This is a genomic window from Veillonella sp. CHU110 (genome assembly GCF_003992255.1).
Taxonomy (GTDB): Bacteria; Bacillota; Negativicutes; order Veillonellales; family Veillonellaceae; genus F0422.
The window spans coordinates 88,059-111,909 of sequence record NZ_RQVA01000005.1 but is presented as its reverse complement, the minus strand read 5'-3'; the positions used below and the strand labels follow the sequence as shown (position 1 = coordinate 111,909).

Annotated in this window: 17 protein-coding genes; 2 read left to right on the top strand and 15 right to left on the bottom strand. The window is 39.5% G+C overall.

The genetic code is table 11. The annotated features are described in order from the left end of the window. Positions 1-22: 22 nt before the first annotated feature. The 10 genes from EO122_RS03410 to EO122_RS03365 all read right to left on the bottom strand — a co-directional run bounded on the left by EO122_RS03410 (position 23) and on the right by EO122_RS03365 (position 8,298). A complete protein-coding gene (locus EO122_RS03410; RefSeq protein ID WP_127009378.1) occupies positions 23-322 on the bottom strand; it encodes a septum formation initiator family protein in 300 nt (99 codons plus the stop codon). 134 nt (positions 323-456) lie between these two features. Then, positions 457-1,863, bottom strand: coding sequence for a pyruvate carboxylase subunit B (locus EO122_RS03405; RefSeq protein ID WP_127009377.1), 1,407 nt, complete (start codon positions 1,861-1,863; stop codon positions 457-459). A gap of 254 nt (positions 1,864-2,117) precedes the next feature. Continuing rightward, positions 2,118-2,438 carry a hypothetical protein gene (locus EO122_RS03400; RefSeq protein ID WP_127009376.1) on the bottom strand — a complete coding sequence of 107 codons (321 nt, stop codon included), beginning with the start codon at positions 2,436-2,438 and terminating at the stop codon, positions 2,118-2,120. Positions 2,439-2,542: 104 nt separating this feature from the next. Further along, positions 2,543-3,448 (bottom strand): hypothetical protein, encoded by a 906-nt coding sequence (locus EO122_RS03395; protein ID WP_127009375.1) that lies wholly within the window; start codon positions 3,446-3,448, stop codon positions 2,543-2,545. A gap of 8 nt (positions 3,449-3,456) precedes the next feature. Then, entirely contained in the window at positions 3,457-4,401 is a 945-nt protein-coding gene (locus EO122_RS03390; RefSeq protein ID WP_127009374.1) for a phosphodiester glycosidase family protein, read from the bottom strand. Between the two features lie 97 nt (positions 4,402-4,498). Further along, positions 4,499-4,978, bottom strand: a complete 480-nt coding sequence (gene folK / locus EO122_RS03385; protein ID WP_127009373.1) for a 2-amino-4-hydroxy-6-hydroxymethyldihydropteridine diphosphokinase — start codon at positions 4,976-4,978, stop codon at positions 4,499-4,501. Continuing rightward, positions 4,978-5,340 carry a dihydroneopterin aldolase gene (folB, locus tag EO122_RS03380; protein WP_127009372.1) on the bottom strand — a complete coding sequence of 121 codons (363 nt, stop codon included), beginning with the start codon at positions 5,338-5,340 and terminating at the stop codon, positions 4,978-4,980. The genes folK and folB overlap by 1 nt, the downstream gene beginning before the upstream one ends. Next, complete coding sequence (gene folP / locus EO122_RS03375; protein WP_127009371.1) at positions 5,340-6,173, bottom strand: dihydropteroate synthase; 834 nt, start codon at positions 6,171-6,173, stop codon at positions 5,340-5,342. The genes folB and folP overlap by 1 nt, the downstream gene beginning before the upstream one ends. Next, positions 6,166-6,732, bottom strand: coding sequence for a GTP cyclohydrolase I (gene folE / locus EO122_RS03370; protein ID WP_127009370.1), 567 nt, complete (start codon positions 6,730-6,732; stop codon positions 6,166-6,168). The genes folP and folE overlap by 8 nt, the downstream gene beginning before the upstream one ends. A 9-nt stretch (positions 6,733-6,741) precedes the next feature. Continuing rightward, positions 6,742-8,298 (bottom strand): ABC-F family ATP-binding cassette domain-containing protein, encoded by a 1,557-nt coding sequence (locus tag EO122_RS03365; protein ID WP_127009369.1) that lies wholly within the window; start codon positions 8,296-8,298, stop codon positions 6,742-6,744. Positions 8,299-8,507: 209 nt separating this feature from the next. Here EO122_RS03365 and EO122_RS03360 point away from each other — a divergent pair, with 209 nt between their 5' ends. After that, positions 8,508-9,350 (top strand): pyridoxamine kinase, encoded by an 843-nt coding sequence (locus tag EO122_RS03360; protein ID WP_127009368.1) that lies wholly within the window; start codon positions 8,508-8,510, stop codon positions 9,348-9,350. 9 nt (positions 9,351-9,359) lie between these two features. Continuing rightward, positions 9,360-9,959: an ECF transporter S component gene (locus EO122_RS03355; protein ID WP_127009367.1), complete on the top strand. Its 600-nt coding sequence runs from the start codon at positions 9,360-9,362 to the stop codon at positions 9,957-9,959. A 379-nt stretch (positions 9,960-10,338) separates the two neighbouring features. Here EO122_RS03355 and EO122_RS03350 read toward each other — a convergent pair whose 3' ends face one another. The 5 genes from EO122_RS03350 to EO122_RS03335 form a co-directional block, all read right to left on the bottom strand. Continuing rightward, complete coding sequence (locus EO122_RS03350) at positions 10,339-10,722, bottom strand: thioesterase family protein (protein WP_127009366.1); 384 nt, start codon at positions 10,720-10,722, stop codon at positions 10,339-10,341. Between the two features lie 122 nt (positions 10,723-10,844). After that, positions 10,845-11,237 (bottom strand): type II toxin-antitoxin system death-on-curing family toxin, encoded by a 393-nt coding sequence (locus tag EO122_RS03345; protein WP_127009365.1) that lies wholly within the window; start codon positions 11,235-11,237, stop codon positions 10,845-10,847. Beyond that, the gene (locus EO122_RS08215) at positions 11,237-11,377 is read right to left on the bottom strand and encodes a hypothetical protein (RefSeq protein ID WP_164725943.1); all 141 of its coding nucleotides are present in this window, start codon (positions 11,375-11,377) and stop codon (positions 11,237-11,239) included. Before EO122_RS08215 ends, EO122_RS03345 begins: the two co-directional genes overlap by 1 nt. A gap of 192 nt (positions 11,378-11,569) precedes the next feature. Next, positions 11,570-17,656, bottom strand: a complete 6,087-nt coding sequence (locus EO122_RS03340) for a YadA-like family protein (protein ID WP_127009364.1) — start codon at positions 17,654-17,656, stop codon at positions 11,570-11,572. A 749-nt stretch (positions 17,657-18,405) separates the two neighbouring features. Next, entirely contained in the window at positions 18,406-23,598 is a 5,193-nt protein-coding gene (locus EO122_RS03335; protein ID WP_127009363.1) for a YadA-like family protein, read from the bottom strand. Positions 23,599-23,851 lie beyond the last annotated feature (253 nt).

The following is a 23,851-nucleotide window of genomic DNA, read 5'->3' as shown; positions in this document are numbered from 1 at the left end:
GATACAAATGTATCACTTTCCCTTATCGTACATAAGGAACTTCCCCTGGTTTTACAAGGCCTAACTCTTCTCGAGCTACACTTTCAATATGTTTATTATCCTCTAAGAGTTTTTTCTGCTCCGATAAGGTTTCATTCTCTTTTTTAAGATCCTCTAATTGCTGCTCTAGCTGTTGCTTTTCTTGATGCAAGCTATATAATGTATACCCTTGTTGTATCAAGGCAATTAGAAATAATACAGCAAGAACTAGACGCGCCATCCCCCACATTCGTTTTGAGGACTTTTTGACACGTCTTTTGGGAGTTCTTTTTAGGTCAGACATAGTCACCTCTCCTATCATCTAGTAAGTCCTATATTTGTATTATAGCACATCTATTTCTATTCGTGTGGAAAATATAAGCATAACAAAAGCGACCTCCGAAGAGGTCGCCTTTTGTATGTGAATGAAAGGATTAATTATTCACCTTTGTAGTTCAATACTTTTTGAGTTACAGGTGTTGCATGTTTTTCGAAGTATTGAAGTGCCACTTCTGGGAACATAGCGTATGTTAATACGTCTTCTTCAGTTACGCCAGTGAAGCCTTTAGCTTCTAAGTCAGCACGCATTTTATCCATTTCTGGAGCTACATCGTCAGCTGGACGATGAGTGATAGGAGTTTCATCTCCAATGATCAATTCTTTAATTTCTGGTTTTACAGCTGCTGGAAGAGCACCGTATTTACCACGAACTAAGTCTTTTACTTCAGCTGGAGTAGTCATATAACGAGGGTTTCCTTGAGATTGGAACAATACGTTCATCATAGCCATTGTACCAACGATTTGGGATGTTGGAGTTACCAATGGAGGGAAGCCAAGATCTTCACGAACGCGTGGCATTTCATCCATTACGTCGAAGAATTTGTCAGCCATACCCATTTCTTTCAATTGGTTTTGAGTATTGGACAACATACCGCCAGGGATTTGGTAATGACGAACTTCTGGCAATACTTCATGAGCTGGAGTTAAGCCAAATTCATCAGCGATTTCTTTACGAACGCCACGGAAGTATGTAGCTAATTCACGCATTTTAGCAAGGTCTAAACCAGTGTCATATGGAGTGCCTTTGAAGATTTCTACGATAGATTCAGTTGCTGGTTGGCTAGTTGCATGACCGAATGGGCTCAATGCAGTGTCGATGATATCAACGCCAGCTTCTACTGCTTTTAAGTAAGTAGCAGATGCTAAACCACAAGTGAAATGGCTGTGTAAATCGATATCGAATTTGTCGCCGAATTCTTTGCGTAAGTCTTTTACTAAGGATTCTGCATCATATGGAGCTAACAAGCCAGACATATCTTTGATACAAAGGGAATCGATACCCATTTCTTTTAATTCACGAGCTACTTTTACGAAGCTTTCATTTGTGTGAACTGGGCTGATTGTGTAAACCATTGTACCTTGTACATGAACACCAGCTTTGTTACCAGCTTCGATAGCTGCACGCATGTTGCGAGGATCATTCAATGCGTCAAAAATACGGATACGGTCCATACCGTTTTCTTTTGCTTTGCGAACGAAAGCTTCTACAACATCATCTGCATAATGTTTGTAACCCAATAAGTTTTGGCCTCGAAGCAACATTTGTAGAGGTGTATTTTTTAAGTTTGCTTTTAAAGTACGAAGACGTTCCCAAGGGTTTTCGTCCAAGAAACGAATACAGCTATCAAATGTAGCACCGCCCCAGCACTCTAATGCATCATAACCAATTTCATCTAATTGTTGTAATGCTGGAAGCATGTGTTTCATGCGCATACGCGTAGCCAAAATAGATTGATGACCATCACGAAGAACTGTTTCAACTAATCTTACTCTTTTTGCACTCATAATCCTTCTCCTTCACATTGACCCTTTCCTATCAAGACGTTTCCTCTCGATGGAAGGGGAATTATTAAATACATGAGTCTAAGTTATCTCATGTAAATGTACATAACTATATTAGACTACTAAATGTGATATTTGTCAACCAAATTACATGCTTTTTAGTCATATGAATTTTATCGATATGCTTCCATGTTTTTCCACTATTTTAGGGGGATTTTAAGTATTTTTTAACGATATCAATTGTCAACAGCGACGACTTATTTAACCTTTTTGGGAGACGTCTCTAAGACAATATCCTTCCCATTTCTTTTGACTTGGATAGAAAAATCTTTTACGTCTTCTTTGTAGTAATCCATCTTAATAGCTAGTAAGAGCTTGCCAATTTCTGTTTTTATCCGCTCGGTTAAAAATTCTTGATAAAAATCATCATCCGTTTTTGCAGGGTTAGGCTTGTTGTTCGCTTTGCGCACTGTAGTGGCATCATCTTTCAATATAGCAGTTTCAAATGTTTCTTGTTCCTGAAACCCTTTCATCATATCTGCATCGCTTAAGCCTTTTTGAATTTTAAATTTTGCCATTGTATGACTTCCTTTTCATATATTATGTAAAATTTTGTTTTTATTATGACTAATTGTTATAGCTTTTTCTAAAAATAGTGAATTTTCTCATTGCATAAATTCATCTATTGTTTTTTCTTATCCCCAGATTGGCTACCGTTTCCCGCTTCTTTATCCTTTAAAATAGACTCAACAGTAATTTCTGTTAATTCTTTTGGGTTATCGTAGGTATAAATTTTATTAAACCCTACCCCTAGCTTACCTTCATAGGCTTCTAATGCTCTATTTTTGTCATCCACTTTTACAATGTAGATCTGTTGGCCCTGTGTAACACCGATCAATCGGAATTTACCCGGTGGGTTGATGGCACGCCAACCACCTTCTGTGCCGTTGAACATAAACACATCACCTGTACGAGCATTATCATAGAAGAAGCGATCTTCATTATAAAACATGCCAATACGCCCGATATCAGAGGCTTGCATATATACACGGCGAGTATCATAGTTAGCATCCGTCCGATATACACGGTACGCCCCATCACCGACACGAACTTTCATATACACCACATTGGTCGCTGCGGAGTAGGCCACATCTGTAATGCGAGATCCCGCTGGCACCGAATTAATAGTCGTATCAATTTCATGGTCTGGCGCCTCTGGATCAATACGAGCCAGTACAATATCATTGTGATGACCGCCATACAACCCTACAATGGCCAAATTACGGTCTGACATCCATTCAAAATACGACACTTCACGTTCTTTTAAATCTAACGTCACAGGGGCTTCTTTACCCGCTGTATAAATGTCAACTTTATTTTGCTCTACTACCGCCATATACTTATGGTCATGAGAATAATAGCGAGTCCCTTCTTTTACGTCAGGGAAATTCTTATCTACTTCTTCTCCATTTGTCACCTGAAAGTGCGTGGTGGGTGCCAAATATACTTGGTCTAAGTATACATAGATACCACCTTGTAAAACTAAGCCTAACAAAAAGGCTGTTGTTACTTTTCCAAACGTATTCATAGACTCTCCTATTTTACGATAAATACAGTAGGAATCATCCGTTCACCTAATAAATCTGCTGGTTTATTCACAGTTTTTCCATTGTAATACAATGTGGTACTGGAACCACCATCTAAATTGGCCGCAATCACAGCGCCTTCTTGGTACAAGATATCCTGCACATCACGTAATGTGGCCCCTGCAGAGTAAGCTTGACGTCCATCGATAACTAAAAATAATACGGTACCATCTTTCTTTTGCGCAATGGCAGTACGAGGTCCAATACCCCAGCCACCGTCTCCATCAGTGATCATCTTTTTGCCGTTCACAATCAATGGAGGCCCAAATGTAAGGCCTTCTTTGGCTCCCATTTCTTTTAATTCCCGCTTATTATACGTTCCTGCAATCAAGTTACCAGACTTTGTAAAACCGATAAAATCAACTTCTTCATCAGGTCCTACATCTTTACCAATCACGTATTCTCCATCATGCAAAATAAAACCATAAGGAGAACGACCTGTACCAGTCCCATTCGGATCATGGAATCCACCGCCATTAATGGCTGCCACAGCTCCATTCAAGCGAGCAATATTACTAGTGGTTTCTCCTTTTTCATTTAAATGCGGAGCCGTAGCCACTTGAATACGTCTAGGATCTGGGATTTCTAATAAAAATCCTGTGTATCGTGTAGACTCAATTTTACGTAGATTCAAGGAAGTATCATCCTTCACATCGAAGCTAAACAACTCCTGACTTTCACCAGTCCCTACGGTACCTACGATATTTTGTATTTCCTCTGGACTAAACAACCACGTAATATATTGTGGATGACGAGACCGCAATATGGCTCCTACCACTGTGCGTTTAATATTATCAAAGGGCCCAAAGAGAACCACTACTGGCGATGTGACCACTGTAAATATAAACATGAGAAGGATGAACTTTACCCATCCTCTTCTAAAAAAAGAACCCATCTATTCTGCTCCTTATCTATGTATGCATTTCCTATGGTCAGGAAATGTTAGTTATACAACGTTTGAAAGCTATCCCCCTTAGGGATAGTAGTTCTAGTTAGGACTCTACACTTCGTAATTCCTCTAATCGTACACGAATCGGAACCCCCTGATACAAGAAGTCTGGATATACCTCTTGCAAAGGTTCTAACACAAATAAGCGTTCCCAAAAATACGGATGAGGTACTACTAACCTAAGTTCATTCACTCGAACCATATATCCTTGTGTATCTTCTATCCAAACGATATCTAAATCTAATGTTCTTGGTCCCCAATGAATCTCTCGCTGTCTTCCTGCTAATCGCTCAATATGCAATATAGTATCTAACATATCTGCTGGTTCAATACTAGAGACTACTTTCACAATACCATTTAAAAATGGACCTTGTTCTACTGGTCCCCAAGGTGGTGTTTCTATCCAGCTAGAATGAACCACACTGTGAACCCCTTCTGTATTTGTCAATTCTGAAATAGCAAATGACAAATAATTTTCGCGATCGCCTAGATTAGAACCAATGCCAATATAATAGGTATACATTATATGTGTCCTCGTGTAATGACAACTTCTACATGGTCAAAAAGACCAGGAATCGGTGCCTCTGGTTTACGCACTGTCACAGACAGACCTATGAGCCCTTCATAGTGTCCCCAAATGGCTTCCGCAATTAATGTCCCTACTCGCTCAATCAAACGGTGGGGCTTACCTTCCACAATCTGTTTTGTACGCTCATAAATCTCAGCATAATTAATAGAATCTTCTAAGTTATCAGATTGACCCGCTTTGGAAAGATCTAAGGCCATGGAAATATCTACGAAGAAACGTTGTCCTAACTCATTTTCACTGGCTAGATTACCATGGTAACCATAGAACGCCATATTGCACAAATTAATTCTGTCCATCACTCACCTCGTAATAGCACATCTGCCACCGTGATAGCTCGTTTATGCATTTCTACATTGTGTACACGCACCATGTCAACACCTTGAATCATGCCCGTAATACAAGTCGCTACCGTTCCTTCATCCCGCTCTTGTGCTGGCAGGTCATTTAAAATCGTACCGATAAAACGCTTACGACTAGGCGCTAATAACACAGGATATTCATAAACAGTAATCTCACCCAACCGTTGGATCACTTCCACATTTTGGGCATAGTCTTTACCAAAGCCAATGCCTGGGTCAAGCCATATATTTTGTGGTTTTACGCCTTCTTTCAAGGCTAAGTCCACAGATGAGAAAAAGAATGCTTTCATATCGTCGATGATATCATCATAATTTGTGGTGTTTTGATTGTGCATAATAATCACTGGCACATCGTATTTTGCCGCTACTGCCGCCATATCTTTATCATATTTTAAGCCCCAAATATCGTTTAAGATATGAGCCCCATGAGACAAGGCAAAATCAGCTGTTTCTGCACGATACGTATCTACAGAAACAGGTACTGTTGCTACCTCCAAGACAGGCAATAAAATGTCTTGCATGCGCTGAATTTCTTCTGCTACAGAAATTTGTGTATGCCCTGGGCGTGTCGATTCTACCCCTACGTCGAGGATATCTGCGCCTTGCTGTATCATTTCTTTTGCATGCGCTACAGCTGTTTCAGAAGTGTTATAACGACCACCATCGGAAAAGGAATCAGGAGTACCATTCAAGATACCCATAATCAATGTGCGATCTTTTAGCTCTAATTGTTTGCCATCTTGCCAATTGTACTTGCGGTACTTAAACATGATCGTTACCTCCTAATAACACCAACGCTTCTTCCCGTACGGTTCCCACGGGTTCTAATATACCGGTGGCGACGATTGTTTTCGCTACCGTTTCTTGTGCTACTTCACCTTTCATAAGCATGCATAAATGTGTGGCTTCCACCATCACCATCGCTCCCAACGCATCTCCATCTTCTACTAAAGATGTAGCAATATCATGGGTCAATCGTTCCTGTAATTGCGGCCGCTTAGCAAATACATCCACTAAGGCTTTCAAACGGCCTAAGCCAAACACTTTACCATCCCGTGGTTGATACACAATGTGCACTTTTCCATAGAACGGCATCAAATGATGTTCGCAAATCGAATAAAAGGGTATATGATTCACCGATACAAGGCCTGTATGCTCCGTGGGATATACACCGCCTAAGGCCTCTTTTCCGGTTTTGTGACGTCCAGAAAACAAGCCTTCAAATAAGGTAGCTACGCGGTTAGGCGTATCCGTCATTCCTTGTGTATCAAGATCGATATCAAGCCCCTCTAATAGCTGTCGCACACCGGCTACGGCTTGTTCTTTCATAGTCATCTCCTAAATAATCTTTGTTGTCCAATCTTCGATGGTCCAAATATCGGTCACCCAAGATTCATAAAATTCTGGTTCATGGCAAACGAGAACAATCGTACCTCTGAAAGCCTGTAATGCCCGCGCCAATTCTGCCTTCGCGTCTACATCTAGATGATTTGTCGGTTCGTCCAAGACAAGTACATTATAAGACTCTTGCATCAATTTACATAGACGAACTTTTGCATTTTCACCACCAGATAGCACACGCATTTGACTCGTAATATGCTCATTGGTAAGTCCACAACGAGCAAGGGCTGCACGCACCTCTGAATTCGTTAAGGATGGGTAGGCATCCCAAATATAATCCAAGGCTGTTTTCGAATTATCTCGGCTATCTTCTTGGGCAAAGTAACCAATTTGTAAAAATTCTCCTTTTTCTATCTGTCCTGATAGAGCAGGAATCATGCCCAATAAAGTTTTTAATAAAGTCGTTTTTCCTAAACCATTCACACCTTGGATGGCGATTTTCTTACCTCGTTCGATGACCACTTCTACAGGTCTTGTCAACGGTTCATCATATCCCAACACAAGGTCCTTCGCATCCACGATAAAACGACTCGGAGTGCGCCCTTCTTTAAATCCAAAGGATGGTTTTATCTTTTCTTGTGGTTTCTCTAAGATTTCCATTTTTTCTAGGCGCTTCGCTCTAGAATTCGCCATACCACGAGTAGCTACACGAGCTTTGTTGCGTTGAATGAAATCCTTCATATCTGCTACTTCTTGTTGTTGACGCTCGTAAGCGCGTAAAGCTTGTTGCTTTTTCACTTCATAAGCCGCTAAGAATTGGTAATAATCGCCAGTGTATCTTGTAAGCTGTGCTTGCTCGATATGATAAATTACATTGACAACAGAGTTTAAGAACTCCACATCATGAGAGATTAAGATAAAGGCATTTTCATAGTTTTGTAAATAATTTTGTAACCATTTAATATGATCTACGTCCAAATAGTTCGTCGGTTCATCCAACAACAAAATAGTAGGTTGCTCTAATAACAACTTTGTGAGCAATACCTTCGTCCGTTGACCGCCGCTCAAATCCATCACATCACGATCAAGACCAATATCCATCAGCCCTAAGCCTTGGGCAGTTCGCTCTATGGTAGCATCGATTTCATAGAAACCACGTTGCTCTAACATCTCTTGCCATTCACCGGTAAGCTCCATGAGCTCATTCATTCTATCATCCGAACAATCGCCCATTTCTAAATAGGCATCTTGCAATTGTTGTTCAATGCCATACAGAGAATCAAAGGCTCCTCGCAATACATCTCGAATGGTCATTCCTTTTTCTAGGACGCTATGCTGATCTAAATATCCTACCGTCACTTGGTTGGACCATTCCACTTTCCCTTCATCGGGCATCAAGTGTCCTGTAATAATATTTAAAAACGTTGACTTACCTTCACCGTTAGCGCCGATTAGCCCTACGTGCTCACCCTTCAACAAACGAAAGGATGCATCATCTAATATTTGTCTTGCCCCAAATCCATGGGTTACATTAGTTACTGTTAAAACACTCATATTCATTCTCCAAACTATCGTTATGTATCTTTTTATTATACGTTAACATGGAAATAATTTCTAGTTTTTAAGTTTCTGTCCTATCATTTTTATCTTTTCTGTGCATTTACGCATGACACAAAACAGGTTATACTGATTGTAATCCTAGTTATCAACTAGTCACTTTACATGTGCAATTTAATATTCTCTATCGAAAAGGAGACCTTACTATGAAGCATGTACCAACTATTTTATCCATTCAAGATATGAGTTCTGTGGGCCGCTGTTCCTTAACCGTATTTATTCCTTTGGTGAGCGCTTTGCGGTGCCAACCGATTCCTTTACCAACAGCGGTACTTTGCAATCATTTAGAATATCCTAACTTTGAATTGGTGGACATTACTGATCATCTTGAAAGTTTCTACAACTGTTGGAACAAAAATGACATCACCTTCGATGCCATTCAAAGCGGATTCCTTGCATCGCCAGAGCAAATTCACCTCGTAGAAGATGCCATCGAACGATTCGGCAAGGGCAAACTAGTCGTAGTAGACCCTGCGATGGCAGATGATGGCAAACTCTATTCTATCTATAACGACGAAATGGTGAAAGAAATGCGCAAGCTCATCACCAAAGCATATATGATTAAACCTAACTATACAGAAGCTTGCTTCCTCTTAGACATTCCTTATGATCCAACGCCTCAATCAGAAGCCGTGATCTATGATATGTGTCGTCGTTTGCATGCACAAGGGCCTGAGTATGTAGTCCTATCTAGCTTACCATCTGAAGATTCTGCACTCATTGCCGTTTATCGTGGCAGCACAGACACCATCACATGGGTATCCAATCCATTAGTACAGGTGAAAGCCCATGGAACAGGAGATACTTTCACAGCTATCTTAACAGCCCTCGTATTACGTGGCTACACACCGGAAGAAGCATCTCGCATTGCAGGCCAATTTACCACAGAGGCAGTGAAGTTCACTCACGAGGAAATCGGTTCCTTACGTGATGGCTTAGCCCTTGAGTTGCTATTAGATCGTTTAATTTCTATTCCAGATCCACAATAAGGAGATTTTATGAATACTTACAAAACAAAAAAAGAAGCTGCTCAAAGTAACAAACCTACAGCTCCTCAAAATATACAGTATCCAACACACAATCCTCACTCCAAATCCACAACAAAAGATATTATCTACATTGGATTATTATCCGCCCTATGCATTGTATTTACGACTATAAAAGTTCCATTGCCAACCGGCGCTATGGTACACTTAGGAACCGCAGCACTATTCTCTATGGCATCTGTCTTTGGTGGATTCTATGCAGGACTCGCTGGAGCCATCGGATCTGGCATTTTTGACCTCATCATGGGGCACTCCCAATACACCTTATTCTCTATCGTAATCAAAGGACTAGCCGGTGTGATCGTAGGTGTATTAACAGTAGGTTGGAGACCTACCGTTCCGGCTCGTTCCGTATCTACCCCTCGTATCCTATTAGCCATGTTAGTCGGTGCCATCTGGACAGCAGCAGGTTACTTCGTGGCATGGTGGGTCGTATTAGAGAGCTATATGGCTGCCGTGACAAGACTACCAGCATCCTTCCTAACCAGCGGCATCGGCATCTTAGTAGCCTTGCTATTAATCCCGATTTTGCGTCGTATCACTAGTAAATAATTTGGCATACCGTTGAAAGTACGGTATACTAGACATAACAAAAGAGAGCCAATAACGTGTCGAGGCGTTAGGCTCATCTCAAGGTACTAGAATTGAAATAGCCTAACGTATTGAGGTGTGCAAAACCTCATTCGTTAGGCGTTTTCATTGACTATTTACATAAATCAATGATTTGAACTACTAATGTCAAAATACAAATTTAATCTTTAAGGAACGCCGTTAGACGTAGAATGTCTGTGGCATTCTTTTAAGTATACAGGAAAGCACTAAAAGAGCACGATATGTTCCGTAGCAAACCTACCGTAGGATCAGTTTGCGAAGGAATGTATCGTGCTCTTTCCTTACACTTATTAAGCTAGAACGCCACAGACTTCATAGACTAGCCAGTGACGATTTTGGCCATGAATTTCTCATTATTAATAATAAAACGTTCATGTGTACCACGACCGATAACTTTTTCACCTTCTTTAGCCACTACCTCAAAGGTTACTTTTCTACCGTCAACAGCTACTACTGTTGCCATTGCAGTTATAGTTGCACCTAATGGACTAGCTGCTTCATGGCTTGTTTCCATGCGAATCCCCACGGATCCTTCACCGTCTCCTAAATCACCTTGAATCCCAGTATAGCCTGCTTTCTCCATCAATGCCACCATCGCAGGTGTTGCAAACACAGGTAAGGTACCACTACCCATGTACTCCGCTGTATTATTAGCTTCCACTACCACCGTAGCCATACCCACTTGTCCAATCTCGATTGCCATAGAAACTCCTTTCCAATATATTATTTATACAGAATATCATTTGTTTTCATTCTAGCACTTTTGAGGGATATTTTCTATTTTTCGTTATGATATTTCTTCCTTAGATAGAAACACGTTATTGTTCATATTTTCTCTGCATATATACGAAGCCAATTAACAACGTCTTCATAAGACTTCTCACCAGATGCTATATCAATAATTAAAAATTTCTTTTCTTCTAGAGTAGCATTAATTATATATCCATTAGCTTTTAAATATATAAACATACAATGTAAAGCGGTTCTCTTATTTCCATCAATAAATGGATGGTTCTTTGCTATTCCTCTACATAATTGTGCTGCTTTTTCATATACCGTAGGATATAAATCACATCCTCCAAAAGATTGAAATGCTGTAGAGAAAGCTGACTCTAGTAATCCAATATTCCGTATTCCAGGCAATAAGACAAACTGCCTTTCCAAGTCAGAATGAAAGTTCAGTATATCTTGTAATAATAGATGAATAATTGCATGCATTAGCAGTTCTCTAATTCTTTATATAATTCATAGTTTTCTATAATCAACTCTTCTGAAAGTTCTTTAAGTTTTTTCTCTAATTCTTTATTATTCTCACTAGTAATAACTTCAATTTTTTTTGTATCCTCTGTATTCATCATAGCCTCCTAAATCCAATAATATTTCATACATTATAATTAATACAGAATATAATTTGACTCTATTCTAACACTTTTAGGTGATATTTTCTATTTTTTCTTCATGAAGATACGCAAAGTGGGTACCACGTCTTTCGACGTTGGTACCCACTTTTTGGTATGCATAGTTAACTTTTAACTATTGTTATTTAGTTTTTATGCCATACCCATGCGTTGCATAAGCATTTTAATTTGTGCTTTCATTTCTGCATTTTCTGCATCTTTTCTAGCATTTTCTGCTTTCAATTCTGCAATTTCATCTTGCATTACATATACGGAGGAGATTGGACCACCTTTGTAACGTTCTGGAAGGTCATCATGGTCTCCACTGCCGAAGCGATATGTTGCGCCAAGATTTGCCATGCTCTTACCAGATCCCATTGTAAATCCTGCATTAACCATGAAGTTTTCATTTGCATAGTGTGCAATACCTAATGCTAATGCTTGGTTACCAGCATAGGAACCGATACCAGCCATGATTTGAGATTTTCTCAATGGATCGTAGCTTAATGGGTTCATTGCTGCCAATGCTGCAGAGTGTGCACCTACTTGGTCAAGACGTTGAGAAGTTTTTTCCACTAATTCAGCAGTTTTACCGATAGCGGATTTCACTTGACCAACAGTTGCTACGTCAGTGTCTGCAGTACCTGGTTGTAAACCACTGATTTTACCGTCTTTGATAGTAATAGTGGATACATTACCGTCTTTATCTTTAGATGTTACGGAGAATCCATCTTTACCCATAGCTACTGATGAAGTACCATTATCTGCAGGGTTACCATCTTTATCTAATGGAACACCAGCTGTGATACCACCATTTTTGATGTCTACTTTAGATACTTTACCGTCTTTATCTTTGGTTGCCACGGAGAAGCCATCTTTATCCATAGATGTAGCAGATCCTGCGTTTGTTGGAATGCCATCTTGACCTACTGGATCACCAGCGCTTACTCGACCGTTGTTGATTCCTACTGTAGATACGTTACCGTCTTTATCTTTAGATGTTACGGAGAAACCTTTATCTCTGTCCATAGATGTAGCAGTACCTTCTTTTGTAGGATTACCCTCTGCATCTACTGGAGCACCTGCTGTGATACCACCATTTTTGATGTCCACTTTAGAGTCTTTACCGTCTTTACCTTTAGTTGCTACGGAGAAGCCATCTTTATCCATAGATGTAGCAGAGCCTTCTTTTGTAGGAATGCCGTCTTTATCTACTGGATCACCAGCTGTTACACGACCGTCTTTGATACCTACTGTAGCTGGTTTACCATCTTTACCTTTACCTACTACAGAAATACCATCTTCAGTAATTTTTGTGTTATTTTTACCATCTTCAGCTGGAGCACCATTTTCAGCTATTGGAGCACCGAACTCACCATCTTTTGCTGTTACAGTTTTAGCTGTTACGCTGCCTTTTGTACCATCGATAGTAACTTTATTTCCATCTTCACCATTGCCAGCTGTGATAGTTCCATTAGCACCATTGATTTTAACAGCTGTATTGCCGTCTGGATCACCAGCTACGATAGTTCCTTCGTGTCCATCAAGTTCTACACCAGGATCTCCGGAATGATTTCCATTAGGATCATTTGCATCGTGTTTACCAAGTGTAACTTTTTCACTCAATGTAGCATGGAATGTTTTAACTCCATCTTCCATTGTAGAAGAAATAGTAATATTTTTGTCACCTTTAACATCAACAGCATCACCTGCTAATTTTTTAAGTTTCTTTTCCCCTTCAACGGTAAGACCTTCTAGGTTTTTCAATTTTTCAATATCCGCCGCTGCTCCAGCTGCAGTATGGTCTAAGCGATCATTGAGAAGAGTTAACGCATCGCCTACATTATTTTTAGCAACAGGTTGACCATCTTTATCTGTCAAGTTGTATGTAGGAGCTGTGATAGTTCCATCTTCACCAACAGCAGCGCCACCGCCAAGAGCTTCTGCTAATCCATTAGCCGCTTTGTGCAATTGGTTACCAGTCACAGCATCTTTGGAATCAGCTTTAATTTTTCCATCTTTTAAGTTGGATAATGTAGTTGGCTCATCTTTGCCATTTGGATTCATTACACTTGCGCGGATATCATCACCAGTTACTGGTGTAGCTGCACCTTTTTTATTACCATCTTTATCAACTTCATCTGCCAAGTAGTACTCGCCATCATTAGCTTTCACTAGACGTTTACCTTCAGCATTTGTGTACACTAGAGGACCAGCTTCGCCATTACGCAATGCATTTACTTTTTCAGTTAATGTTTTGCCGTTCAAGCCATCTTGACCAGTGATACCTTTATCAGCTGCTGTTGCAGTTGGAGCATCAGCTGCCACACCTGCTGCTGCTTTACCATCACGACCTTCAGATGTTGTATCGCCAAGACCCGCCAATTTAGCCAAATCATCTTTAACAGCTTTAGATAAACCTACAGTGATTGTATCACCTTTTGCTGTTGTTTCGATTTCGTTAGTAGTACCTTTTACTTTTAATGTTTGATCTTTTAAGTTCAAGGACAATTTAGTTGCACTATTGTCATCATCCGCAGTATCATCTGCTGTACCGCCATCATTGATAGTTTTATCGCCAGCAAAATGTAATACTGTGTTAGTACCTAACTCAGTTTTTAAATCATCTAATTTTTTATCTACAGCTGCATTAGATGCAAGGTTATTGGCAATATCTTGTTTGATGCCGTCAATTTTATTATCAGTCTCTGCAAGTTTAGCTGTATGATCAGCTAATGTACCATCAATACCGTCAACTCGAGTTTTCAAGCCATCAACTTTGCCTTTATTGTCGTCTGCAAGAGCTTTTACATCAGTTAACTTTTCATCAAGTTTACCTAATTTTTCAGTGTGGTCTGCTACAGTTCCTTCTAAGCCAGTGATTTTACCTTCAGCTTCAGTGACTTTATCAGCTACTTCTTTTAATTTAGCTTTGGATGCCACACCTTTAATCACAACATTTTCATCTGCTACTTCAGCGTTTTCACCATTTGCTTTTTTCAACGTTACATTGCCATCGCCATCTACTTCATATTCGCCTTTGACAACGTGTAACTCAGCAGTTTTATCCAATTTGTTCTCGCCCATTGTAGTAAGAGCGGCTGCATCAGCTTTGCCATTTACTTTTTCAGTTAACGTATCTAATGCATCTTTATCTGCTTTTTTACCAAGCTCAGTATCTACATAGGATTTATCTGCTTTTTCAGCCAATTTTGCATTTACATCTGCTGCATCTGCTTTTGCATTGATTTGAGTTGTTAAATCAGTCACATCTTTTTTAGTTGCAATACCAGAAATTGTGAAGTTTTTATCAGCTTTTGGTTCATTCAAGCCATTTTCTTGGCGTAATGTAACAGTACCAGCTGTTTGATCTACTTCGTAAGTATCTGGAGCTACATGCAATTCGTCTGCTTTGCTTACTTTATCAGCTGTTGCATTTGTGATCGCATTGTTTAATTCTTCTTTAGCTGCCGTTAATTTATCGTCATTAGCTTTATCTGCAGCTGCTAATTTTTTATTTAAATCTTCAGTGGATACTTTGTTACTCATACCGTTGATAAATTTATCAGCAGTATCTTTATCAAGTTTATTAGCGATTACATCTTTCAATGAATTGATGTCATCACGCGTTGCCAATGTTGCTTTTTCTGCTTCAAATGTAGCCGTATCTAATTTTTTACCAAGCTCAGTATTCACACGGTCTTTCTCGGCTGCGAAATCGTCTTTGCTTACTTTTTTAGCTAATTCTGTGTTAATCGCAGTAATATCAGCTTTTTTTGCAAGACCTTGGATGATAACATCTTCTGTTGCTGCTTCAGCACCAGTACCATTTACTTTTTTCAAAGTTACAGTACCAGCATCAGATACATCGTATGTGCCTTTTTTCACATGCAATTCGTCTGCTTTGCTTACTTTATCAGCTGTTAAGTTAGTAATATCAGAAGCATTTGCTTTTTTGCCTAATTCTTCATTTAATTTTGCTGTGCTTACTTTATCAGCCAACGCTGCGGTCAAATCATCTTTGCTAGCTTTTTTGCCAAGCTCAGTGTCTACATAAGATTTATCAGCTTTACCGTCAACAGCAGTTTTCAATTCATCTAGTTTTGCTTTGCTTGCTAAACCAGTAATTTTTACTGCTTCATCAGCTTTCACAGTACCTGTACCATCTGCTTTGTCCAATGTTACAGATCCATCAGTAGCTACAGCATATGTACCTTTTTTTACGTGTAATTCAGCAGTTTTATCTAATTTATTGTTTGTCAAATTAGTTACATCAGCAGCATTTGCTTTTTTCGCTAATTCTGTATTTAATTTGTCGTTGCTTACTTTGTCAGCTAAGGCTTCTTTTACTTTACCAGCTGTTACCAATTTATTGGCATCGCCAGTTGCATTCACGCTGGATGCCAAGTTAGGAGTAACTGTTACTTTACCATCTGCACTTGTATCGACAGAGATAGCATCACTATTGGCACTTGTAATGGAACCTGCTCCACCTTTGGCATCGATTGTTACAGAGTTACCATTTGCTGTTAACGTGATGTTTTTACCTGCTACTAGTTTTACTTTATTAGCGTCTGCAGCACCTTCTGTTGTATTAGGCACTAAGTCTGTAGATGTAGCACCGTTTACTACTGTTACTGTGCTTAGAGATGCATTACGTAATGCTTTCAATTGTTTTACGTTCACTGCATCGTTATCATTTGTACCGCTGGCAACGCTAGTGATACGACGAACAATGTTGCTACCATTACCTACGGAGATGATACCATTACCAGAATTATTCACAGCATCTTTTGTTAAGTAACCAGTCGTAGCATTGCCATCAGCGTCTGTTGTTGTGGAACCTTCACCTAATGCTACGGAGTGAGCCAATTGTGCTTTCGCTTTTGTACCAATTGCTACGGAGCTAGTTGCTTCTGCATGAGCAGATGTACCGATTGCTACTGCACTATCTGCGGAAGATAATGTTCTACCTTCATCGCTGTTTCCGTTGTTATCGTTACTGGAACCGATAGCTACACCGTTTTTACCAGTTACTTTTACGAAATAACCAAGTGCAGTACCGTATTGTGCATTTTCTTCTACTGTGTTTCGAGCACCCACGCTAAGCGCTTGATTTGCAAAAACGTCAGATGTATAACCAACATTAGTAGAGCCAGCTTTTTTAACGTTAATTTGATAACCAATACCTACTGCTTTATTTGTTTCTACTTTAACTTGATCACCAATAGCTGTAGCGCCTTCTTCTTTTGCTAATACATCATTACCGATAGCCGTAGCAGCTACACCAGATGCTGTTGCTGTGGAACCCATAGCAAGAGCATTGCCAGAGTTAGCAGATGTTTTTGTACCGATCGCAATGGATTGTGTGCCAGATGCATTAGGAGCATCTGCGCCTCTCATAGCACTACCGATAGCAATGGATTGCACACCACTAGCGGATGAACTTGTACCAAAGGAGATTGAGTTTTCAGCTGTTGCTGCTGCAAAAGTACCCATACCAAGAGAGTGTGTTCCTTCCGCATGAGTAGATGTACCGATGGCTACCGCACTTACTCCAGACGCTAATGTTCTTCCTGAATCACTGTTACCTCTGTTATCATTACTGGAACCGATAGCTACGGCATTTTTACCAGTTACTTTTACGAAATAACCTAACGCACTACCATATTGTGCATCAGCTCCAATATTATTTCGTGCACCGATACTAGTAGCTTGGTTCGCCTCAACGGCAGAAATATAACCAATGTTCGTAGCACCTGCTCTTTGTACGCTAATATCGTAACCTACACCGACTGCTTTATTTGTTTCTACTCTAACATTGTTACCAAGTGCAACAGAACCATGTTCTTTTGCATACGCGCCAGAACCTACGGCTACTGCATCTACACCAGTAGCTTTAGAATTATTACCAAGGGCTAACGATCCACCACTAGCAGCCGTAGTGTTAGAACCCGCTGCAAGAGCATTAGTAGCACCTGCTGTTGCTGTGTCACCAATTGCCACCGCACCAGCACCAGTCGCTGTAGCGCTATTTACCAATGCTAAAGATCCACCGCTGTTTCTTGTACCTTCTGGAATTGCCGCTTGAATCGTTGCTACTTGTGCACCCACTGTCAATGCTGCCAATACGCTAGCTACAGCAATTTTCTTTTTGCCGGTTGTGTTTTTTGCTACTTCAGATACTACGATGTAGCATTGCTTGGATTTGCTCCAAATTACTTTGAATAACTTGTTCATTTGTGATGTTTCCTCCTGTTGTACTAATCACTAAAAATAACTATACGGAATTACTTTTGTTATGCCCGCTAATATACATTGTTAGCTAGTTGTTTACATACTTAATGTTTTTTCATGTGTTTCACTATATATAGGTTATAGGCCTATTACACAATCACACATATTGTTTAGTATATTATACCCAATACATCGAAAAGTATCAATACTTATTTTGATTGTTTTATGCATTTTTTACAATAAATATAGGAAATAAGTGTTCACCCCCCCCCTATTATTATCATAAGTTACACATTTTGATAATATCATCAAACCTGTATTCGTACCCTTTCTAATCAAGTATATAACTCCTACTGTATTTTATACACTTAAATTATACCTGTTATATATATGTTTTTCAATGTGGTAATTATCAAAAGTTTATGCAACTTAGTTATAATTAAACCTCACTCACTTAAATATCACGTTTTGTTAATTTTATACAGTATCGTTTATTCATATTTTTCGATGTGAATGTTATGCACTATCTTCATGAAGATAAGATGAATAGCTATAAAATTATTTCAAGGGCTGTTCTAATATATCTCAGCAATCGACTGTATATGGTACATACAAAAGACACCCAGTCTTTCGACTAGGTGTCTTTTTGGTATTTTTTGTATTCTTCCTTGCTTGTGCGTAAACTGAAATGCCAGACGCTAGTTTAGAAAATTCTAGTATCTATGAGCCACACTATTTGCCTGTGATTCTAGTTACTTACTAGCTAACATATCAATTCGTTGCATAAGCATTTTAATTTGATCTTTCATTTCAGCGTTTTCTGCTTTTAATGCTGTCACTTCATCTTGCATTACATATACGGAGGAGATTGGACCACCTTTGTAACGTTCTGGAAGGTCATCATGTTCTCCACTACCGAAGCGATATGTAGCTCCAAGATTTGCCATGCTCTTACCAGATCCCATTGTGAATCCAGCTGTTACCATTAAGTTTTCATTTGCATAGTGAGCAAGACCTAATGCTAATGCTTGGTTTCCACTGTATGTACCTACGCCAGCCATGATTTGAGATTTTCTCAATGGATCGTAGCTCAATGGGTTCAATGCTGCTAATGCTGCGGAGTGTGCACCAACTTGGTCAACACGTTGAGCTGTTTTTTCCAATACTTCAGCTGTTTTACCAATCGCTTCTTTAACTTGACCAACAGTCGCTACGTCAGTATCTGCAGTACCTGGTTGTAAACCACTGATTTTACCATTTTTGATAGTAATTGGTGTAAGCACTTTACCGGTTTCGTCTGTGGAAATTACAGAGAAGCCATCTTTACCCATAGATACTGCTGTAGAATTTTTCTCTGTAGGAATGCCGTTTGCATCTACTGGAGCACCCGCTGTGATACCACCATTTTTGATGTCAACTTTAGATACTTTACCGTCTTTATCTTTAGTTGCTAGGGAGAAGCCATCTTTATCCATAGATGTAGCAGATCCTGCTGCTTTAGGAATACCATTTTCATCTACTGGATCACCAGCACTTACACGACCGTTGTTGATACCTACTGTAGATACGTTACCGTCTTTATCTTTAGATGTTACAGAGAAACCATTGTCTTTGTCCATAGCTGTAGCAGTACCTGCCTCTTTAGGTTCTCCTTTTTCATTTACCGGAGCACCTGCTGTTAGACGACCTTTTTCAATTTCTACTTTGGATTCTTTACCATCTTTATCTTTGTATACTGTGGACAAGCCTTTATCATCAATAGTTGTATGACTCTTCTCATTAGCGAATTTTCCATCTTTATCTAATGGAGCACCAAACTCACCTTTTTTAGCTGTTACACTGCCATCTTTACCGTCGATAGTAACTTTGTTTCCATTTTCACCATTGCCAGCTGTGATAGTACCATCAGCACCATTCATTTTAACTTCATTAACGCCGTTACCAGCTGTCACTGTACCTTCGTGTCCATCAATTTCTACACCAGGATCTCCAGAATGATCAGCATCTGGATTTTTTGGATCATGTCCACCAAGTGTAATTCTTTCACTCAATGTTGCATGGAATGTTTTAACTCCATTTTCCATTGTAGAAGTAACGGTAATGTTTTTATCACCTTTAACATCGACAGCATCTTTTGCTAGATCTTTAATAGCATTTTTACCTTTATCACTTAAGCCATCCATATCTTTTAACTGCTTAATATCAGCCGCTGCTGCAGAGCTAGCATTGTTTAAGCGTTCATTCATGGTAGATAAAGCATCTCCTACGGTATGAGCCTGAACGTCTTTATTGTCTTTATCTTTTACTGTAAACGTTGGTTCTGTTACATTACCATTTTCATCTACAGTTGCACCACCACCAAGATATTTAGCAACTTCATCTTTTGCTGCATGCAATTGGTTACCAGTCACAGCATCTTTGGAGCCAGCAGCAATTTTTCCATCTTTCAAGTTGGATAATGTAGTTGGGTTAGTGGAACCATCTGGATTCACTACACTAGCTTTTAGGTTATCGCCTTCTACAGCTTTAGCTGAACCCACTTTGTTACCATCTTCATCTACATCTTTAGCTAAGTAATATTTACCATCATTAGCTTTCACTAAACGTTTACCATCAGCATCAGTGTATACGACAGAACCAGCTTCACCATTACGCAATGCATTCACTTTGTCTGTTAATGTTTTACCATTCAAACCATCTTGACCAGTTAAACCAGTATCTTTCGCTGTACCATTCGCACCATCACGTCCATCAGCTGTTGTATCACCAAGCTTAGCAATTTTAGCCAAATCTTCCTTCACCTTATCAGATAAACCAACTGTGATAGTATCGCCTTTTGCTGTTGTTTCGATTTCGCCAGTAGTACCTTTTACTTTTAATGTTTGATCTTTTAAGTTCAAGGATAATTTAGATGCACTATTGTCATCATCCGCAGTATCATCTGCTGTACCTTTGTCATCGATCGTTTTGTCGCCTGCAAAATGTAATACTGTGTTAGTACCTAATTCAGTTTTTAAATTATCTAATTTTTTATTTACAGCGTCATTAGTTGCAAGGTTATTAGCGATATCCTGTTTGATACCATCAATTTTATTTCCAACTTCTTCAAGTTTTGTATCATGCTCAGCTACTTTACCGTCAAGAGTATTAACTTTAGTTGTTAATTTACCAAGATCGTCTTTTGCTTTATCAGCAGTTGCTTTAACATCATCAACTTTTGTTGTTAACCCAGCTAAGCCGTCTTTATTTTCTTTAACGCCCTCTTTTAATGTAGTGATATCACCTTCAGCTGCTGTTACTTTATCAGCTACATCTTTTAATTTAGCTTTAGACGCTACACCTTTGATCACAACATTCTCATCTGCGACTTCAGTATTTTCGCCATTAGCTTTTTTCAAAGTTACATTACCTTCAGTATCTACTTCATATTCGCCTTTGACAACATGTAATTCAGCCGTTTTATCAAGTTTGCCTGCTTTTAACTCACTCACACCCGTATCAGAGGTGGCTTTAGCAGCATCTACAGCCTTTTTAAGAGCTGCTGCATTTTCAGCTTTTTCTGCTTTTAAACGTTCATTTAATTCAGTTTCATCAACTTTATTACCCATGGCCGCTACTATTTTATCAAGTGCTGCAGTATCTACTTTACCAGCCAATACATCTTTCAAGTCGCTTATGGCTTTTAAATCAGCCTTTTTAGCCATTTCGTCTCTGAAAGTATCATTACTTACTTTCGTAGCTAATTCAGCATTAACTTCACCGATTTTCGTATCTAAATCAGCTTTGCTTGCTTTTTTATCAACTTCTGTTTTTAAGTTATCTAATGCAGTTTTGCTTGCTAAACCAGTGATTTTTACTGCTTCATCAGCTTTCACAGTGCCTGTGCCATCTGCTTTGTCCAATGTTACAGATCCATCATCAGCTACAGCATACGTACCTTTTTTCACATGTAATTCAGCAGTTTTGTCTAATTTATTACTTGTTAAATTAGTGATATCTGCGGCATTCGCTTTTTTCGCTAATTCTTCATTTAATTTTGCTGTGCCTACTTTATCAGCTAATGCTTCTTTTACTTTACCAGCTGTTACCAATTTATTGGCATCGCCAGCTGCATTTACATCAGTCGCCAAGTTAGGAGTTACACTGACTTTACCATCTGCACCTGTATTGATAGAGATAGCATCATCATTACCACTGGTAATGGAATTTACTTCACTCTTAGATGCGATTGTTACCGCATTTCCATTTGCCGTTAAGGTAATATTTTTGCCAGCAACTAATTTTACTTTATGAGCATCTGCAGCACCTTCTGTTGTGTTAGGCACTAAGTCTGTAGATGTAGCACCATTTACTACTGAAATTGTGCTTAGAGATGCGTTACGTAATGCTTTCAATTGTTTTACGTTCACAGCATCGTTATCATTTGTACCACTAGCAACGCTAGTGATACGACGAAGGATAGTGCCACCATTACCTACGGAGATAATACCATTACCAGTGTTATTAACAGCATCGTTTGTTAAGTAACCAGTTGTAGCATTGCCATCAGCCTCTGTTGTTGTAGAACCTTCACCTAATGCTACGGAGTGAGCCAATTGTGCTTTCGCTTTTGTACCAATTGCTACTGCGCTAGTTGCTTCTGCATGAGCAGATGTACCGATAGCTACTGCACTTTCAGCAGATGCTAATACTTTACCTGCATCGCTGTTACCGTTATTGTCGTTACTAGAACCGATAGCAATAGCATTTTTAGCAGTAACTCGTGTGAAATAACCTACTGCTGTACCATATTGAGCATCCGCTGCCACACTATTTCGAGCACCAATGGCTACTGCTTGGTTTGCATCATTATCAGATTTATAACCAATATTTGTAGCACCTGCTTGACGAACGTTAATATCGAAACCGATACCTACCGCTTTGTTAGTTTCAACTTTAACATTTGTACCGACAGCTGTAGCACCCTGTTCTTTGGCTACTGTAGATAAACCGATAGATACTGCACTAACACCTGTTGCTTTTGCATCAGAACCGATAGCAATAGCATTACCACTATTAGCTACTGTTTTTGTACCAATTGCGATAGATTGTGTGCCAGACGCTGCTGGAGCTTCGTTCGCATCAGCACCGGAACTACCGATAGCGATGGATTGTACACCAGTAGCGGACGCACTTTTACCTGTTGCTATTGCGCCTGCCGCCGTTGCACTAGCACCATTACCAGCAGCCAATGCACTATCTTGTGAAGCTTCACTGGATTTACCTACTGCTATAGCATTGGCGCCTGTAGCTTTAGATCCATCACCCACTGCTACTGTGCTATCTGCTGTTGCTTGTGCTTTGTTACCATAGGCAGCTGCTGCTGTTCCAGTGGCGTTGGATTCGTTACCAATACTAATGGCAGTATCCTTCGTAGCATTCACTTTATTACCAATTGCAATGGCAGACAGCGCCGTTGTCACCGCTTCATTACCGATGGCCACGCCTTTTTCACCTGTAACAGCACGACTCAAACGACCAATAGCGATAGAACTTTGCATACCTGCTTCTGCACGAGTTCCTATGGCAATACTATCATTACCATTGGCTTGTATTGTCCCAAATCGAGCACCCGATCCAATTGCTACAGCATTATCTGCAGTGGCCTTAACGCCAAATCCGACAGCTACCGCGAACCGTCTTGTTACTTCAATATCTTTACCAAGACCGGTGGAACTATCATTGCTGACGTTAACATTGTTACCGATAGCCAGGGCCGCTCCATTTGACGCATTCCCTTCTGGAATGGCTGCTTGTACCGTTGCCACTTGTGCGCCCACTATCAATGCTGCCAACACGCTAGCTACAGCAATTTTCTTTTTACCTGTCGTATTTTTTGCTACTTCAGATACTACGATGTAACATTGCTTGGATTTGCTCCAAATAACTTTGAATAACTTGTTCATTTGTGATGTTTCCTCCTGTTGTACTAATCAATAAAAAATAACTATACAAAACTACTTTTGTTATGCCAGCTAATATACATTGTTAGCTAGTTATTTACATACTTAATGTTTTTTCATGTGTTTCACTTATATATAGCTTTATAGGCCTATTACATAATCACACATATTAACCTGTGTATTATACCTAATACATCGAAAAGTACCAATACTTATTATTTTGATTAATTTATGCACTTTTTACAATAAATATAGG